This is a genomic window from Spirosoma sp. KCTC 42546, from assembly GCF_006965485.1.
Lineage (GTDB): Bacteria > Bacteroidota > Bacteroidia > Cytophagales > Spirosomataceae > Spirosoma.
Window position 1 is genome coordinate 7,497,607 of the sequence record NZ_CP041360.1, and the last position, 18,155, is coordinate 7,515,761.

17 protein-coding genes are annotated in these 18,155 nt (G+C 46.5%); 10 read left to right on the forward strand and 7 right to left on the reverse strand.

Annotated elements, in window-relative coordinates; all coding sequences use genetic code 11:
- Positions 1-103 precede the first annotated feature (103 nt).
- From EXU85_RS30510 to EXU85_RS30520, 3 genes are all read right to left on the reverse strand, one after another.
- Positions 104-1,420 carry a deoxyribodipyrimidine photo-lyase gene (locus EXU85_RS30510; RefSeq protein ID WP_142775702.1) on the reverse strand — a complete coding sequence of 439 codons (1,317 nt, stop codon included), beginning with the start codon at positions 1,418-1,420 and terminating at the stop codon, positions 104-106.
- A gap of 133 nt (positions 1,421-1,553) precedes the next feature.
- Positions 1,554-1,913 carry a hypothetical protein gene (locus EXU85_RS30515; RefSeq protein WP_142775703.1) on the reverse strand — a complete coding sequence of 120 codons (360 nt, stop codon included), beginning with the start codon at positions 1,911-1,913 and terminating at the stop codon, positions 1,554-1,556.
- 444 nt (positions 1,914-2,357) lie between these two features.
- Positions 2,358-3,068 carry a GNAT family N-acetyltransferase gene (locus EXU85_RS30520; protein WP_142775704.1) on the reverse strand — a complete coding sequence of 237 codons (711 nt, stop codon included), beginning with the start codon at positions 3,066-3,068 and terminating at the stop codon, positions 2,358-2,360.
- A 541-nt stretch (positions 3,069-3,609) separates the two neighbouring features.
- Between EXU85_RS30520 and EXU85_RS30525 the strand changes: the two genes are divergently transcribed.
- On the forward strand, positions 3,610-4,401 hold the full coding sequence (locus EXU85_RS30525) for an ion transporter (RefSeq protein ID WP_142775705.1): 792 nt from the start codon (positions 3,610-3,612) through the stop codon (positions 4,399-4,401).
- Between the two features lie 33 nt (positions 4,402-4,434).
- On the opposite strand, the gene EXU85_RS30530 is transcribed toward EXU85_RS30525, so the two are convergent.
- On the reverse strand, positions 4,435-4,629 hold the full coding sequence (locus EXU85_RS30530; protein WP_142775706.1) for a four helix bundle protein: 195 nt from the start codon (positions 4,627-4,629) through the stop codon (positions 4,435-4,437).
- Between the two features lie 170 nt (positions 4,630-4,799).
- Between EXU85_RS30530 and EXU85_RS30535 the strand changes: the two genes are divergently transcribed.
- On the forward strand, positions 4,800-6,725 hold the full coding sequence (locus tag EXU85_RS30535) for a DNA polymerase III subunit gamma/tau (RefSeq protein WP_142775707.1): 1,926 nt from the start codon (positions 4,800-4,802) through the stop codon (positions 6,723-6,725).
- 68 nt (positions 6,726-6,793) lie between these two features.
- Here EXU85_RS30535 and EXU85_RS30540 read toward each other — a convergent pair whose 3' ends face one another.
- Positions 6,794-7,909, reverse strand: a complete 1,116-nt coding sequence (locus tag EXU85_RS30540) for a hypothetical protein (RefSeq protein WP_142775708.1) — start codon at positions 7,907-7,909, stop codon at positions 6,794-6,796.
- A 240-nt stretch (positions 7,910-8,149) separates the two neighbouring features.
- Between EXU85_RS30540 and EXU85_RS30545 the strand changes: the two genes are divergently transcribed.
- From EXU85_RS30545 to EXU85_RS30560, 4 genes are all read left to right on the forward strand, one after another.
- Positions 8,150-9,385 carry a pitrilysin family protein gene (locus tag EXU85_RS30545; protein ID WP_142775709.1) on the forward strand — a complete coding sequence of 412 codons (1,236 nt, stop codon included), beginning with the start codon at positions 8,150-8,152 and terminating at the stop codon, positions 9,383-9,385.
- Positions 9,382-9,861, forward strand: coding sequence for a 2-C-methyl-D-erythritol 2,4-cyclodiphosphate synthase (gene ispF / locus EXU85_RS30550; protein ID WP_142775710.1), 480 nt, complete (start codon positions 9,382-9,384; stop codon positions 9,859-9,861). Before EXU85_RS30545 ends, ispF begins: the two co-directional genes overlap by 4 nt.
- Positions 9,862-9,983: 122 nt before the next feature.
- On the forward strand, positions 9,984-11,117 hold the full coding sequence (locus tag EXU85_RS30555) for an amidohydrolase family protein (protein WP_142775711.1): 1,134 nt from the start codon (positions 9,984-9,986) through the stop codon (positions 11,115-11,117).
- 101 nt (positions 11,118-11,218) lie between these two features.
- Positions 11,219-12,319, forward strand: coding sequence for a mandelate racemase/muconate lactonizing enzyme family protein (locus EXU85_RS30560; RefSeq protein ID WP_142775712.1), 1,101 nt, complete (start codon positions 11,219-11,221; stop codon positions 12,317-12,319).
- A gap of 494 nt (positions 12,320-12,813) precedes the next feature.
- On the opposite strand, the gene EXU85_RS36285 is transcribed toward EXU85_RS30560, so the two are convergent.
- Entirely contained in the window at positions 12,814-12,900 is an 87-nt protein-coding gene (locus tag EXU85_RS36285) for a hypothetical protein (RefSeq protein ID WP_142776890.1), read from the reverse strand.
- 139 nt (positions 12,901-13,039) lie between these two features.
- Between EXU85_RS36285 and EXU85_RS30570 the strand changes: the two genes are divergently transcribed.
- The 4 genes from EXU85_RS30570 (at position 13,040) to EXU85_RS30585 (ending at position 17,087) form a co-directional block, all read left to right on the forward strand.
- Entirely contained in the window at positions 13,040-14,323 is a 1,284-nt protein-coding gene (locus tag EXU85_RS30570) for a serine hydrolase (RefSeq protein WP_142775713.1), read from the forward strand.
- A gap of 52 nt (positions 14,324-14,375) precedes the next feature.
- Positions 14,376-15,017 (forward strand): cysteine hydrolase, encoded by a 642-nt coding sequence (locus EXU85_RS30575; RefSeq protein WP_142775714.1) that lies wholly within the window; start codon positions 14,376-14,378, stop codon positions 15,015-15,017.
- A gap of 205 nt (positions 15,018-15,222) precedes the next feature.
- Positions 15,223-16,269, forward strand: a complete 1,047-nt coding sequence (locus EXU85_RS30580; RefSeq protein ID WP_142775715.1) for an aminopeptidase — start codon at positions 15,223-15,225, stop codon at positions 16,267-16,269.
- A 29-nt stretch (positions 16,270-16,298) separates the two neighbouring features.
- Positions 16,299-17,087: a DUF3108 domain-containing protein gene (locus EXU85_RS30585; RefSeq protein WP_142775716.1), complete on the forward strand. Its 789-nt coding sequence runs from the start codon at positions 16,299-16,301 to the stop codon at positions 17,085-17,087.
- An 82-nt stretch (positions 17,088-17,169) separates the two neighbouring features.
- On the opposite strand, the gene EXU85_RS30590 is transcribed toward EXU85_RS30585, so the two are convergent.
- Complete coding sequence (locus EXU85_RS30590; protein ID WP_142775717.1) at positions 17,170-18,153, reverse strand: GNAT family N-acetyltransferase; 984 nt, start codon at positions 18,151-18,153, stop codon at positions 17,170-17,172.
- Positions 18,154-18,155: the final 2 nt, after the last annotated feature.

Consider the following 18,155-nt stretch of genomic DNA (forward strand, 5'->3'; position numbering starts at 1 on the left):
AAGGCTGAGTAGTGGAATAGTCTACAAAAAGAACCGTAAGCTACAAAAAGGTTGCCATTTTGGACTATATGCTCCACTATCAATTAACTAATTTTTAATTAGCCTACTTACTCTTAGCCAATGCTTTCCGATAGGTATCAATAGCGCGCTGCCGGGCCATCGTATGCTCAACAATGGGTTTCGGGTAGTTTGGCCCATCAACTTCGGGCACCCACTGACGAATATAAACTGACTTGGGATCGAATTTCTGTGCCTGGCGTTCTGGGTTGAATACGCGAAAATAGGGTGCGGCATCGGTGCCCGAACCAGCCGCCCACTGCCAGCCACCATTATTGGCCGACAGATCATAATCCCGCAGTTTTTTACCAAAATAGGCTTCACCCCATCGCCAGTCAATAAGCAAGTGTTTGCACAGAAAACTGGCCGTAATCATTCGAACCCGGTTGTGCATCCAGCCGATCGTATTCAGTTGGCGCATACCGGCATCTACAATGGGATAGCCTGTTTCGCCATTACACCACTTCTCGAACTCATCTTCATTGTTTCGCCAGTCAATCTGGTCATACTCACGTCGGAACGAATACGTTTCAACGTGCGGAAAATGGTCGAGTACCTGAAAGTAAAAATCCCGCCAGCAGAGTTCATTTAAAAACGTTTTGTCTTCAGCCTCTCTTGCCTGACGGGCCAGCTCTCGAATGCTGACCGTACCAAATCGCAAATGCATTCCCAGTTGACTTGTCCCGTGTGGTAATGCAGGAAAATCGCGGGTTTCGTTATAGTTATCAAGTAGCTTATCCGATACTGTCCGTGCTGGAAATGGCTCACCAACCGGCTGAAAATCCATTTCGGCGAGTGTAGGAACTTTCTCGGGTTTGGTTTTCCAGAATTGGCTAAAATAGTTCTCGGTTGGATAGGCTTTCAGATAAAAATCCGTCAGTTTATCGTTCCATTTTCGACTATAGGGCGTAAAAACCGTATAGGGCGTTTTTTTGCCGGTCAGCACCTCATCACGCTCAAAAATAGTTTGGTCTTTACTCGTATGAAACCCGATGCCTTGCTCCGTCAGCAAGTCGCCAATTGCTTTATCGCGCTCCTTGGCATATACTTCGTAATCGTGATTGGCAAATACATCGCTTACACGGTATTGGGTCAATAATTCTTTCCATACATCAATCGGCTTACCGTACCGAACCAGCAAGGTTGACCCCATTTTGGCTAGTTCTTCATGCAGACGGTTTACTTCCTGAACCAAAAACTCCACCCGCCGGTCTTGGCGGTCGTCAAGATCATCAAGAATCGTACGGTCGAAAATAAAAACGGGGATGACAGGGCGACCACGTTTAAATGCGTAATAAAGTGCGGCATTGTCGTGCAGACGCAAATCGCGCCGGAGCCAGACCAGCGAGAGTGGTTCAGACATACAGTAAGTAGGGTTTGTTAAAGGGCTAACCAGCCGTTAGTCGAAAAAGTTAAGTCACAAAAAAGTCAGAAGTTGCCAGACAAGATGAATCGGTCTGGCAACTTCTGACTGCTTATTCTGTCTATGTTTCGCTTTATTGAGGCTTGAAGCGTAATCGAACGGTATGTACCTGAGCAGCATATTCGCTCAAATCAGTAGCATAACCTGTCAATTTAATACCGGTTAACTGGCGTAGTAATTCGTTATTCAATTTCTCATTCTGGCTAAATACCTCCAACTGGCAAAGTTTACTGTCAGAATTTACCCGAAACTGAATGACCACAATACCCGCCTGTTGGGTTGATTTGAGAACATCTGGGTAAGATATATGTTTCGCTAACTGCTGCTCCAATGTAGCCTTAACCTCTTTCGGTTTGTGTGTAGTAATGGGCGCAGCGGAGGCTTGCGTTGCCAGGAAGCCTACCAGCATGAGAAGAGTAAATTTCTTTTTCATGACTTCAAACGGATTAAATGATTAAACAAGGTCGCCCCTTGTCTCAAATCCTCAAGGAGCTTTCGCTAGTTAATATTAAGCAAATATTATGTCAATATTAACTAAACATTACCATTTACATCCATTATCCTAACTTACTGGGAGTCAGTATATTTTACAAAATAGCATAAAAACGGCTGTCATATTTTGAATTTTATTGATTTTAAAGTATAATATATCTCTAACTATATTTCTATAGCCAGTTTGCAAAATATTATTTCCCACTTCAATGTTAATTTAATGTTAAGAAAATTAGTAAGTGCTTGGATGCGACAGACTAAAAATGAAAACGTGTGATAAGCCTACAGGCTGCTTTTAGAAATACAGTCAAATCACAGAGGTAATAAAACAAGAAAAGTCCGGAAGCTGCTTCCGGACTTTTCTTGTTTTACTGTTGTGTAGTTATCAGGCAATTTCCAACTCGCGATCCCCCTTTCGGGAACGCGAACGGTCGGCTGGTTGGATACGGAGCAGAATGCGTTTTTTAATACGCATCCAACGTTCGTATAATTTCGATTCTTTGAGAAAATTCCATTTCTCATCTTTCTCTTCTTTCTTATGCTCTTCCGGATCGTATAGCATCCCTGTGCAGAGACAGTGCTTCCGATTCGTTCGGGTCAGAATATCGAAGTTGGCGCAGGTCTGGCAACCTTTCCAGAAGGAGTCATCACCCGGAAGCTCACTCAGCGTAACAGGTTGATAACCCAAATCGGAGTTGATCTTCATCACCGCCAGACTGGTTGTAATGCCAATGATCTTAGCCGTTGGGAACATAGCCCGCGACAGTTCAAAAGCCTTGGCTTTGATGCGTGTGGCAATACCGCTCTTCCGATAATCGGGATGGACAATCAGGCCAGAGTTGGCCACAAATTTACCGTGCTCCCAAGTCTCTATGTAGCAAAAGCCTACCCACTCACCCGTAAGGGTCATGGCAATAATAGCCTTTCCTTCGAGCATTTTCTCCATCACATAAATGGGGGAACGTTTAGCAATACCGGTTCCCCGGGCTTTTGCGCTCTCTTCCATTTCGTGGCAGATGGTCTCGGCCAACCGCAGGTGGTTTTCATTGGCCACCTGAATGATGTATTGATCGTTAACTATTTCTGGGGTGATCATTGTCGTTTATTGAGCGGTTGTAAAGCCGCGAAAACGGAGACAGCGTAATCCGAGCTGGTAGCTGGTTTGTTGTGAAAAATAGAACAAGAAAAAGGGTAGAAAGTGCTTACCGCATAGGCAAACGAGATAGTATAGTCCTTTCGGACCTAAACCGAAATGGCGTAGTATGGAAGAAAGTCGGTATATAAACGAGCTTTGCCATTGGTTCTTGTGCGAAAACGCGAACAATGTTAGAGAGATTATCCGGGTCTTGCAATATCATAACGGTTTTTTTTCAGGATAGTTCGTCAACGGCTAAAACCTACAAGGTAATCATTAAACCCACTATTGCTACATCGTTCACAATCAGGCACTCACAAGTACCAGGTAGTTTTTAGAACTGGCAGATGATAGCTTTTAATGGAACTATTTTTTTTAACGGGAATAAAGCTACCAGTAATAAACCCGAAAAGCCTAACTGATTCTCTTTATAAACGGATCAATGGCAAGTTCAGATTTTGGTGAGTAGCTTGCATCTCTACCGACCGTTTCTATTTCTATCATGCTCCGCAAATCACTCTATCGTATTCTTGAAACTTCGGCAGGTAAACGTCGGGGAGTCAGTCTGGCGTTTAATCTGGTACTGATTACGATCATTACGCTGAACGCGATCGCTATTGTTCTCCATACGGTGCCGGACTATAACCAGCAATTTTCGCGCCTGTTTACTGACTTCGAACTGTTTTCGGTGGGTTTCTTTACCATTGAATACTTATTACGTGTTTGGGTTAGTGTGGAGAATGAAAAATACCACCACTGGTTCTGGGGGCGCCTTCGTTACATTGTCTCAACCAGCGCCATTATTGACATTCTGGCCATTTTCCCATTCTACTTCTCACTATTTGCTACCGATCTGGCTATTGTTCGAATTCTACGACTGTTCCGAATTTTCCGACTCTTTCGTATTTCACGTTACTCACATGCCTTTCGCCTGATTCAGAATGTAGTTGCCGAAAAGAAAGAAGAACTGGTACTCAGTATTATGCTGGTAATTTTCATGCTCATTATCGTATCGAGTGTAATGTATTATGTTGAACATGCGGCCCAGCCTGATAAATTTTCCAGCATTCCGGCAACCATGTGGTGGGGAGTTACGGCCATGACAACCGTTGGCTATGGCGATATTCATCCCATTACCCCTTTAGGAAAACTGCTGGGCGGGATTACGGCCATAGTCGGTATTGGCGTGTTCGCCTTACCAACCGGTATTCTGGTATCCGGCTTCAACGAGCATATTCGTGATCACAAAATACCCCGTCGCAAAGTATGTCCGCATTGTGGGAAGGAAATTTAGTGGAGTGAGTGAAGTGCAAAACTGAATATTTTCCTAAAAATGATACCGGCCATAACCTTCTGCTATATTGGCAGAAATACTTCGACTAGCTCTAATAAGTTGGTCTGCCAGCCGGTAACGTTCATCAGCAGGGAAAGATTTTACGAGTAAATCAATAGTCTGTCTGAATTTTCGGGCTTCCTGCCAGACAATCAATTCTTCAAAACCGCTGCTTTTTTCACGTTCCATGAAGCATAAGAGAAGTGTAAGGAAATAAAAAAATAAACTAAAAAGCAATAATAAGCACATAACTTATTTTACCTACCGCACTCACTCCACCTACTTCACCAACTCCACTCACTCCACCCATTTCACGAAATACCTTTTGCCTTTCACCCCCGACAGTACTAACTTGCAGTATGGAAAATTTCGTGGTCTCGGCCCGCAAGTACCGTCCCGCTACCTTCGACACTGTCGTGGGTCAGGAACACATTACTACCACACTTAAAAACGCAATCAAGACCAATCACTTAGCGTCTGCCTTCCTGTTTTGCGGACCACGCGGGGTTGGTAAAACAACCTGTGCCCGGATTCTGGCCAAGACAATCAATTGTCAAAACCTGACTGCCGATGGAGAAGCCTGCGACCAATGTGAGTCGTGTGTGAGCTTTAATCAGAGTGCATCGTTTAATATTCATGAGCTGGATGCGGCTTCGAACAACTCCGTTGAAGATATCCGCAACCTGATTGATCAGGTTCGTTATCCACCCCAATCGGGAAAATACAAGATCTATATTATTGACGAGGTGCACATGCTCTCGTCGGCTGCGTTCAATGCGTTCCTGAAAACGCTGGAAGAACCCCCCTCCTATGCCATCTTTATTCTGGCCACAACGGAGAAGCATAAAATTCTACCAACAATTTTATCGCGTTGCCAGATTTTCGACTTTAATCGGATTCAGCCGGGGCACATTGCCAATCACCTCGCCCAAATTGCTGAAAAGGAAGGTGTTACTGCCGAAACGGAAGCCCTGGACCTGATTGCTCAGAAAGCTGACGGGGGGTTGCGTGATGCGTTGTCGATGTTCGATTTGAACGTGACCTTTGCGGCCGACCGGATAATCCGGTATAAGGAAGTGCTGGATAACCTCCACATTCTGGACTATGATTATTATTTCAAACTGACGGATTTACTGTTGGCAGGTAATCTTCCCCAAAGCTTGCTGACAGTCGATGAGATTCTGCGTAAGGGTTTCGACGGACATCAGTTTATCGTTGGCTTGTGTCGTCACTTCCGGGATTTGCTGGTTTGTAAAGATGCGGCTACGGTTCAGTTGCTGCAAGTGACCGAAAACGTTCGGCGGCAATACCTCGACCAGGCGGCTCGGGCGCCCATGTCGTTTTTACTCTCAGCCCTTAGCCTTGGCGGTCAGTGCGACATGAACTACAAGCAGGCTAAAGACCAGCGGCTACACACCGAATTGTGGCTGATGAAACTGGCCAATTTGCGTAACCTGCTCAACTGGGAAGCCCTCCCAGACCTGCCACTCAACGGTATACATAGTGGAGAAACGACGACAGTAAGCCAGGTGATGGCTGAAAAAAAAAACGCTGGACCGACAATCGGCAATCCCAAGCCCTCGCCTGATAGCAGCCAACTAATCGAAAGTCATCCTATCACAAGTGAGCCTGTGAATGGATACCATTCCACCGTACCTGCTAACGGTAACGGCACAGTAATGAATGGATTGGCTAAACCCAACGAGCAAACAGCGGCAACAAATGCGCAGGTAACAGCCGTAGTCACACCACAACCTGCTGTTGCCAAGTCGGATTTACCGCCCAGGCCACAACCAGTCCCACCAACAAGGCCCGCCGGAAGTCGATTACGGTCGACAGTTGCCTTAACAACGGGGCCGGTTCAACCCGAGGCTGCTACCGATGCAGCACCCATTGTTGTAGCATCGACTCGCCCTGATAAACCGTTTGATTTCGATGAGTTACAGGCCGCCTGGCAAGCCTTTGCAAAACTTCGGCGTGAGAAAAGCGATATTACCACCGAACAGGTTGTCTTGAATCGCGATCTGATTCTGGACGGCACAACGATTCATCTTAAGCTTGACAACACCCTGCAAGTCGATTTTCTAACCGAACTGAAGCCCGACCTGCTGGGCTACCTTCGCACTGAACTTCAGAATAGTCAGATTAAGCTTGAGCATCAGGTAGTTGTGCAGGAAGTGAAGAAAATGATTTACAGCTCGCAGGATAAATACAACTACCTGGCCGAGAAAAACCCCGCCCTGCATGAGTTACGAAAGGTGTTGAATCTGGAAGTAGATTATTGATATGTATGATGTATGATATAGGATGTATTTCGCGCCAGCCATACATCCTATATCATACATCATACATATCATTTATACGCCTTTGCCTCCCGAATCAGCGACTTGTACTCCCCTACGGCCAGTGCCTTTTTGTAATACAGTTTGGCTTGATTCTGGTTATTAGCCCGGTCAGCTATACGCGCTAAACCTGCATAGGCAAACGCGCGATACTCCTTCGTATAGGCATCATTCGATGGAAATTTGAGTGCCATTTCATAGGACTCAGCAGCTTCTTTGTCATTTTTATCAGCCAACTCGGTCAGCATTCCGGTGAACGTATGGAAGGCCAATGGCACTAATTTATTAGGCATCTGCTTCAACCGCTGAACATAAGGGCGTGCTTCGCTATACCGCCCCGACAGCAGTAGCGATTCAGCGTAGGTCATGGCAAATAACGGGTTGTTGGGGTATTTATCAACCAGATATTTCATGTAGACCGTGGCTCGTGCTGGGTTCGTTTCGTGTTTCATCAGCAAATGTGCCAGGTAGTAATTGGATACCGGGCGCATAAACACCGCTTTACGAGTTGCCATATCCATCTGCTTGATTCCCAGTGCAATGTCGCCATCGGCAAAGAAAAACATGAAGGGTTTAACAATTGGATGGTCGGCCGGATAGCGCTCGACATAATAGTTATAAAGCCCGGTTGTGAAGTAGAAATCTGGATTCTTGTCCGTCAACTTGATACCATCCCGCAGGTAATTGTATGCCTTTTTCGATTCACCAACAGCCTTTAACGACTCGCCCTGATTGTTATATAGTGCGGCCATATAGCTATGACAAGTGAGCATAAAAAACACAGCTTCCGGATCTTCTTCGTTTTTGGCAAGCATCCGTTTCGACAATTGTAATGCCTGCCCAACGGCTTGCTCAAACTGTACGGTGGCCACTTTATTTTCAGCGAGCGGCAAGTTTTGGATATCCAGTTGTGTAGCCCGTAAAATTGGGGCAACCGGATGCTGCGGATACTTGGCCTGAAGCTGTCGAATCAATACATCAGCATCAGCAAACTCAAGATTATAAATGTGATCAAGCGCTTTTACAATGGTTTGCTGAGCGGCTGGGTCACTCATGACCTGCGCTGGAGCGAGCACCGGTAAACAGAGCAGAAATACGCTCAGTAAAGTATTTTTCAGAATGGACAAAGTATTAGTCGAAATAACGCCGTTTGATTCTATACAGTCGGAACTGTACTTTTGTTCAATGCGTATTATCTGACGAGGGCCATACGCAAAAGTTGCAGAAGCTGTTTAGATTAAATTGGAGGCTAGACATGATGAATTAACAAACCATTCATTAAGGCCACCTTTTAACCTTATTAACCAGTTTTAGCAAAAAATGACGCTTTTTTCCCAGTAAGATCAGCCCGATCAGCTTCCCAATTCATGATTCATTACGAACAATTTGTTTTAGATAATGGCCTGCGGGTATTCGTTCATGAAGACGAATCTACGCCGATAGCCGCCGTCAATATTTTATATAACGTTGGCTCACGCGACGAAGACCCCGCCAAAACGGGATTCGCACACCTGTTTGAGCACTTAATGTTCGGTGGGTCGCGAAATATTCCGAGTTACGATGAGCCGCTGCAGAAAGTGGGGGGCGAAAACAACGCCTTTACCAGCCCAGATATTACGAATTACTACATCACCTTACCCTCAGCCAATCTGGAAACCGCTTTCTGGCTCGAATCGGATCGGATGCTGAGTCTTTCGTTCGATCCGCAGGTGCTGGACGTGCAGCAAAAAGTAGTGATTGAAGAGTTTAAGCAACGTTACCTAAACCAGCCTTACGGTGATGTCTGGCTTAAACTTCGTCCGTTGACCTACCAGCAACACCCCTACCGCTGGGCAACGATTGGGAAGGATATCAGCCACATTGAAGAGGCTACGATGGGCGATGTTAAATCATTTTTCTTCAAATATTACCTACCCAACAACGCCATTCTGGTTGTAGCAGGCAATGTAACCGTTGAGCAGGTGAAGCAGTTGTGTGCCAAATGGTTTGCCCCTATTCCGGCTGGTGATCCTTATATTCGGCAGCTTCCTAAAGAACCAATTCAGACCGAAGCCCGTAAGCTGGAAACATCGGCGAAGGTGCCCCTCAATGGTTTGTATAAAGCCTACCATATGCCGGGACGGTTCGATGCTGATTTTTATAACGCTGACCTACTGAGCGACATGCTTGGCCGAAGCAAATCATCGCGTTTGTATCAACAACTCTTACGCGATAACCCAGTGTTCAGCAGTATCAACGCCTACATTACATCGTCCATCGACCCTGGTTTGCTGGTGGTTCAGGGCAACCTAAACAAAGGAGTTTCGCTTGAAGAAGCCGATGCCGCGGTGGAATCCGTTGTGCAGGAATTGATAGAAAAACCCGTACCGGAGGATGAGCTGGCTAAAGTGAAAAATCAGGCAGAAGCCACACTCGCTTTCTCGGAAGTTGAACTACTAAACCGGGCGATGAACCTTGCCTTCGCGGCTAATGCGGGGAATCCAGACTTAGTTAATCAGGAGGCTGCTCAGATTCAGGCCGTCACACCCGATGCGATTCAGGCGATGGCCAAACAAGTCCTGCGGAAAGATAATTGCTCGACCTTGTATTACCGAGTTGCATGAAAATTCGCGTAGGACAAGGGTATGATGTTCATCGGCTCGAAGAAGGTCGGCCGTTCTGGCTGGGGGGCATTCTGATTCCGAGTACATTTGGGCCAGTGGGCCATTCGGATGCCGATGTGGTTTGCCATGTTTTGTGCGATGCGCTGCTCGGAGCCGCCAACATGCGCAATATTGGCTACCATTTTTCGGATAAAGATCCGCGCTGGAAAGGCGTTGACAGTAAATTGCTGCTGGCCGAAGTTCTCCGAATGGTTCGGGGCGCTGGCTACGAGATCTCGAATGTGGACGTAACAGTTGTGCTTCAGGAACCGAAACTCAACCCACATATTCCGGCCATGAAAACCTGTCTGGCAGACGTGATGGCCATTCCCGAAGAAGATATTTCCATAAAAGCCACCACATCGGAGCACATTGGGTTTGTAGGTCGGGGCGAAGGTATTGCCGCTCATTGTGTGGCGCTTATATTTAGGGATTAGTTGCTAGATAAATGTAAAATCGATAATGTAGAATGGATAATGATTAGCTAGTAACAATAAGAATCGTAGCATTATACATTGTTCATTATTCATTGTCCATTTAGTTAAAATACAGCCTCTTTATGAAAAATCTGCTTTACCTTCCTGCGCTCCTTTTGCTGGGAGTAGTAGCCTGTGGTCAGTCCACAAAGACGAATCAACCCCCTGAGCCACTTGGATTCGAGGAATACGATCCCGTTTCCACGCTGAAAGTGCCGGAACATAAACTGACCCGATCAAAATACCCGTTCATTGATGTCCACAACCATCAATATCAGATGGATAATGAAGACCTGAGCAAGCTAATTGCCCAGATGGACAACCTGAACATGGGCCTGATGATTAACCTGAGCGGTCGCGGCTTCAGCAATAGTGAAACCGAAAGCACAAAGTTTTTCACCAGCGCACTGGCGAACATCCAGAAAACAAACCCGAAACGGATTGCTCTATTTACCAACCTCAATTTTGCCGATGTCAACGACAAAGGCTGGACGGTTCAGGCAGTAAAAACCCTCGAAGAAGATGTAAAGAAGGGGGCAAGAGGATTGAAGATTTACAAAAATTTAGGCTTAAACGTCAAAGACGACAAAGGCAATCGTGTTCGGGTAGACGATCCGCGTCTGGACGCCGTCTGGGCAAAATGTGGTGAATTAGGCGTTCCGGTGTTAATTCACACCGCCGACCCAAAATCCTTCTGGGACCCAATGGACCGGTATAATGAACGTTGGCTCGAACTCAAGCTCCACGCCGGTCGCAAGCGCTCTCCAAACGATCCTGTCCCCTGGGAACAACTCATCGCCGAACAGCACAACGTATTCCGGAAACACCCAAAAACGGTGTTCATTGCCGCTCACATGGGTTGGTACCCAAATGATCTGAACAAGCTCGACAGTCTGATGAAAGTGTTTCCAAACATGAACGTTGAGATTGGGGCTGTTATCGCGGAACTAGGTCGGCAGCCACGGGCGAGCCGGAAGTTTTTCGAGAAATACCAGGACCGGATTCTGTTCGGTAAAGACAGTTGGGTACCTTCCGAATACGCAACCTATTTCCGCGTCCTCGAAACCGACGACGAGTATTTCCCCTACCACAAAAAGTACCACGCGTTCTGGCGGATGTACGGCATGGGACTACCCGATGAGGTGTTGAAGAAGGTGTATTACAAAAATGCCCTGCGTATTATTCCCGGCCTGGACAAGAGCCAATTCCCAAATTAGTATTTTAACCGCAAAGGGCGCAAAGGTTACGCGAAGATCGCAATGTAAAATTAACCTCGCGCTCTTTGTGTTAACCTTTGCACCCTTTGCGGTTAATATCAATGAAAATAACCCAAATCAACCTCTACCGCTACGACATTCCGCTCAAAGCGCCCATTGCTATTTCGCTCGGTACTATTGAAAACGCCCGGAATATATTGGTCGAGATTCAAACCGATGAAGGCATTACGGGCTGGGGAGAAGGGTCGCATTTGTGGATGATTGCTGGCGAAACTCAGGCATCGGGACTGGCGGCTGCGGATGATATGGCCAGGCTGCTAATTGGCCAAAGTCCGCTCAACATTGAAGGTTGTATCAACACCCTGACGCGCTATCTACCGGCCCACCCCACCACCCGCTCAGCCTTCGATATGGCGCTCTATGATATTGCAGCCAAAGCTGCCCGAATGCCGTTGTACCAGTTTTTGGGTGGCGAAAAGCGTACCCTCGTAACCGACGAGACGATTTACATCAACACGCCTGAACGCATGGTGGAAGATGCGCTACGAATTCAGGCGAAGGGTGCCGAGGCCATCAAGGTGAAACTAGGTACGAATTTGCAGGATGACATCGCACGCGTAGAAGCCATTCGGAATGCGATTGGCGATAAAACACCCATCCGTACCGATGCGAATCAGGGCTGGGATGTTGTAACAGCGACGGGTGTTTTACGGGCCATTGGCGACTGGAATGTGCAGTATTGCGAGCAGCCTATTAAAAAACATAACATTGCTGGTCTGCGTCAAATTCGACAGAAAACAACCGTACCCATCATGGCCGACGAAAGCCTGTTCGATGCACCCGATGCCATACGGCTTGTGCGAGAGGAAGCTGTCGATTATTTCAATATCAAACTCTCAAAGAGCGGAGGTATTTTTGAAGCGCTCAAAATCAACGCCATTGGCGAAGCCGCCGGAATTCCCTGCATGATTGGGTGCATGTCGGAGTCCCGGTTGGCCTTAACCGCGAATGCCCATTTTGCATCGGCTCGTCAGAATGTGCGTTTCTATGATCTGGATGCCTGTTTCGAACATGCGGAAGACCCCGTTTTTGGCGGAATAACGTACAATGGCTACCAAATCGAACTGCCCGAAACACCAGGTATCGGTGCCGAAGTAGATTCGACTTTTTTAAAGAAATGTGTAATGGTTAATGTACAATGAATAATGGATATCTAATACCGAGATGCTGCTCATTATGCATTGTACATTAACCATTACACATTAACATCTCATGACCATTACCACCGTTCAGTCCGATGCTGATGTGCAGGGTATTCTAACGCTGCAACAAGCGAATCTTCGTAAGAATGTACCGCTCGATGTGCAAGTTGATCAGGGGTTTGTGACGGTTGAGCATGACCCGGTTGTTTTGGCTCGTATGAATCAGGCAGCCCCGAGTGTGATTGCCAAAGATGGTGATACTGTCGTGGGCTATGCGCTGACTATGCTTCCCGAATTTGGGGCCGACGTGCCCGAGCTTCTGCCGTTATTCTCGTTAATAAACACGCTGAACTACAACGAAAAACCGCTACAGGATTATTCCTGGTACGTAATGGGGCAGGTTTGCGTAGGCGAAGGTTACCGGGGGCAACGGGTATTTGATCGGATGTTTCAGCACCATCGTGACGTCTACGGCGACCGCTATCAATTGCTGATCACCGATATTTCGGCCAATAACGTACGCTCATTACGTGCCCACGCCCGCGTGGGTTTCGAAACGCTCTACGAGTTTTACGATCCAGTCATTGGCGAAACCTGGGTGGTGGTAGCGTGGGATTTCCAGAAGTAGAATGTTTATGGTTTACGGTTTGAGGTTTACGGTGGGCTGACGCAAAATTACCAACGCGTCAGCCCACCGTAAACCTCAAACCGTAAACCACAATGCGCCTGCTCCTACCCTTTTTACTTGTCACAACCTCACTTCTTGCCCAACCCTTTCCACAAACGTTTACCACAGCTAAATCGCCCGCAGAAGCGGGCTTTTCGGCCGACCGGTTGAAACGACTGGATACTTGGTTACAGGGACTTATTGATAAAGACATTGCCCCAAACGCGGTGACCTTCGTGGCACATCGAGGAAAAATTGTGCACTACAAAGCGTTTGGCTATAGCAATCTGGCGAAGAAAACACCTCTAAAACGTGATGATCTGTACCGGATTGCCTCCCAGTCAAAAGCCATCACGACCGTAACGTTGATGACCTTATACGAAGAAGAAAAGTTTTTGCTGGACGATCCTATTTCGAAATACATCCCGGCTTTCAAAAACCCGAAAGTACTGGTTAGCTATGATAAAAAAGACCCCATTGGTGGTAAGTACGAAACTCGTCCGGCAAAAAGTGAAATTACGATTCGGCAGTTATTGAGTCACAACGCCGGTATCCCCTATGAGCACCCCCTCGACCAACGACCCGAGTTCCGGGTACCCTTCTTTAATTCGACTGCGCCCGACAAACTTGACGATGTCATTAATAAACTCGCCACACGCCCACTCTTGCGTGACCCCGGCACGGACTCCACCGGCGCGGGTTTTACCTATGGTCTTAACATCGATATTCTTGGACGATTAATCGAGATCCTAGCCGGTAAACCCTTTGATGTAGCCATGCGTGAACGGGTACTGGAGCCGCTTGGTATGAATGATACCTATTTCTATTTGCCCGATAATAAAGCCAGCCGTTTGGTGGAGTTATACAGCAAGCCGGGAATGGACCAACCCTTGACAGTACACACGAACGAGGCCTACCGAAATTTTGCCGTGTCGGGAGCAAAAACATTTTTCTCAGGCGGTGCTGGTTTGGTCAGTTCAGTAGAAGATTACGCCAGGCTCTGCCAGATGCTGCTCAACGGAGGCAGCTTCAACAACAAGCGGATTCTGGGTCGAAAAACCATAGAGATGATGCTTCGCAACCAAATCGGAGCTGCCGAAGTATGGGATCGCAAAGATAAATTTGGGCTCGGCTTTATGCTGATAACCGAAAACTCCCGCTATGGTGATCAGGCTTCTCCCGGCTCCTACAACTGGGGAGGCATGTATTGTTCCGAATTCACCATCGACCCAAAAGAAGAACTTATCTTGCTCATTTTCACGAATGTGCACCCTTATGCGTACTATGGCGATTTTGTGAAGAAATTTCGGATTGCCGTGTATCAGGCACTGGAGTAAGTACGGGATTATGGCTACTTTCGTTATCAATAGTCACTCAAACTGAACTCCTATGAATCCGCAAAAAACTGCCGTTGTCCTTATTGAATATCAGAACGATTTTACGTCGCCAGGGGGTAGTCTGCACGATGCCGTTAAAGGCGTTATGGAATCGACAAACATGCTGGCGAATACGCTTGATCTGGTAGCCAAAGCCCGCGAAGCCGGAGCCGTTATCATTCATTCGCCGATTAGTTTTCAGGAAGGCTATTTTGAAATTACGAAGCATCCCTATGGCATTCTGAAAGGTGTAGTTGATAGCCAGTCGTTCCGGAAAGGCTCGTGGGGCGTCGACATTATTGATTCCCTGACACCACAATCCGATGATATTGTACTGGAAGGCAAACGCGGTTTAGATGCCTTCGCCAGTACGAATCTGGACTTCATTTTACGCAGTAAGGGCATTGAAACCATTGCTCTTGGAGGCTTTCTGACTAATTGCTGTGTCGAATCTACCATGCGTTCGGGCTACGAAAAAGGCTTTGAGGTCATCACCCTTACCGACTGCACAGCCACTCTAAGCGAAGAAGAACAGGCTTTTGCCTGCGCGAAGAACTTCCCGATGTTTTCAAAGCCAATGACTCATGATCAATTTTTAGATGATCTAACTGGCGAAGCCGTTCAGGAAGTAGAGACTCGTGGCTACTCGGCCTAAATTTTCAGCTATTTTTCAACATACCGGCCCACCTGCTTAGGTGTGGCCGGTTCTTGTTTATGATAATCTTCAGCGCAATTACCGCTTATCCAGTCGTTTCGACACTTGACAACACTGAACTGTTACCTTACCGCATTTTATCTTTTAGTTAAGGCATACAGTTCTTTACTTTTGCAACGATATTTCTAAGGCGTATTTCCAACCTATGGTCAAAAAAATTGCTCTTGTCATTGTAGGGGTTCTGGCTGTTTTAGTTGTCTGGCAGTGGGAGTTGGTCAGCTACGGCTTAATGCAGGCACGGGGGCAATTGCGAATTTTATGGAATATGAAACCCGTTGTTGAGGTATTAAGCGACAAAACGTACCCTGACTCAGCAAAGAAAAAAATAGAACTTATCCGAGAAATCAAGCGTTTTGCTATAGACTCGCTTGGTTTGGATAAGTCAGGCAGTTACGAATCATTCTATGACCAGGAGGGTAAGCCCATTTTATGGGTGGTTACGGCAGCCGAACCGTATCAACTCATTGCTAAACAATGGCGCTTCCCGATACTAGGTACGTTTTCGTATAAGGGTTTTTTTGAAAAAGACCGGGCTGATTCGACCGTATCTGAATTGAAACGAGAAGGCTTCGACACTCGTATTGGTGAAGTATCGGCCTGGTCGACATTAGGATTTTTAAATGACCCGATTTTATCCAGCTTTCTGGATAGACCGGAAGGTAGCCTGGCCGAGTTGATTATTCATGAACTAACACACGGCACATTATTTGTAAAAAATAGTTTAGAATACAACGAAAACCTGGCCGACTTCGTAGGAGAGTACGGAGCCTTGCGATTTCTGGCGCAGAAGTACGGTAAGACATCCGTTCCTTATCAGAACTATCTGGCCACGAAAGCGTTTTATGAACGCTACGATGAACATGTTTTGCACGGCACCCGGATGCTCGATAGTTTGTACAAGACGTTTAAACCAGCTATGCCCGTTGTAGTCAAAGATTCGTTGAAGTGGAAAATGATTCAGCAAATCGTTGATTTGTCGGATACATTAACCGATCAGCGAAGCAACGCAAGTGTACGTTTGGTAAAAAAACGGCGTCTTACAAAACTAAACCTACCCAATAATGCGTATTTCATTGGGTATCTTACCTACCGAAAACAACAGAATCGATTTCGGCAGGAGTTTGAGAAACAATTTGGAGGAGATTTTAAAAAGTATCTGGCATACCTTAAACAAACCTATCCATCTTTATAAAGAAGCCCGGCTAACGGGTAGCTTTTAGTATGAAGAAGTTATTGATTGGCATCGGTATTTTGTCTGTTATGAGCACCGGCTTTATGGCAATGAACACGTATCGTCGTGTGCAGAATAACAGCTTTGGACCTGGTGAGCACCTCGAGTATCGGGTTCACTATGGGTTCCTGAACGCGGCCGAAGCTGTCGTGGACGTTAGTCCAACCGTTTATAAAGTTAACGAGCGACCCTGCTATCGCGTTAATGTGGATGGACGCACAGTTGGTGCTTTTGACCTTGTAACGCGCATCCGCGATACCTGGCGTTCCTATATTGACACCTCGGCCATTCTTCCACAAAAGTTTTATAGTAACCTTCAGGAAAACAGCTATCGGAAGGAAGAGAATATTACCTTCAACCACGAAGCGAACACCGTGAAGGCGGAGGAACGCACCGAACGCGATATATTTAAAGTACCCGATAACGTCCACGACTTTATTAGCGGTTACTATTTCCTGCGAACATTTGACTTCAACCGAATTAGCAATGGGCAGATCATTGAGCTTCCTGCTTTCTACGACGATACCGTCTATAACATGAAGGTTCGCTATCGGGGTAAAGACGTTGTTAAAACGAAGTTCGGTAAGATTAATGTCATCAAATTAAATCCTGTACTTCCTCAGAATAAACTCTTTAAGGACGAAGAGTCCATCCGTATCTTCGTTTCTGATGATACAAACAAAGTGCCTGTTAAAGTTGAGGTTGACCTGTGGGTTGGCTCAATGGTTATGGATCTGAAGCAAAACGTTGGCCTAAAACAGGCACTGAAGTTTTTTTAAGCGGGTTACATTCGTTTAGTAAAAAGGCGTGCCACAGTTCTAAACCGTGGCACGCCTTTTTACTACATGATTTTCATGATGATCAAAACCAACTTTTAAACTTTACTAAGCCTCGCTCCACGACTGTCAATCGGTTCCAGCGTAGCGTCCAGAAGGATTGTTCAACGGCTCCGAAACTTCGGTAAAAATCCCGAATGGATGGTTTCTCTGGGCTTTCAAAGTCAAAAATCGCTGGCTTTCCTGCGTACTCCTGAATCAACTGATCAATCAATAGCGTGCGGGCGTTTACCTTCCGCCCGAGTTCTGATGCTGCGTTAAAGAGGTATATAATCCGATCCCCTGCGCATAGGAACAAGACGCCTGCCTCCATGTTTCCCTTGTGCATAGCATACCGCAAGATGGTCAGGTTGCGCTTGCTCAATTCATTCATCAGCCTCCTAAAAATAGCGTACGCCCAGTTGGCTACGCCCCCATCAATGGCATCAGCATGATTAGCTTGAAACAAGGTTAGCAAGGGCTCCACGTCGGTCGATTCTGTAATTGTCCAGGTAGTAGCCTTATCGAAATCACGATGAGCCCGATGGAGGTTTGTTTTACGATCGTGGGAATAGTTTTTATAGATAGTCTCGTAGCCAACAGAAAGGTCGAGCGTGTGGGTAGTGATCAATTGGGAAGCGTGCCTACCATCTGGCTGTTGGTATGTATTGTAGATCGAGCCATACCGAAACTGGCCAATCATCAACACAAGAAACGGGCCTGAATCAATAGATTTTTCAAGACTAAAAACGCCCAGGAACTGACAGAAGAATGGCTGATGCACCACCCATTCGTATGTAATTCCAGCGATCGTTTTCCGACGCAATGGAACAGGCATAACAGCCTGATACGTATCTCCTGATTCATCAGGCAAAACAAGTCCAACCCATTTCCAGTCAGGTGCGGGCAGTACGGCATCTAAATACCAGGAATAGCCATACAGAATTCGTTGGGAAGAAGCGGCTACGCAGGCGTCCCATGCCGTAGTATTGAGTTGGTGGCGGGGAATGAGTTTCAGCGTTTTTGTCATAC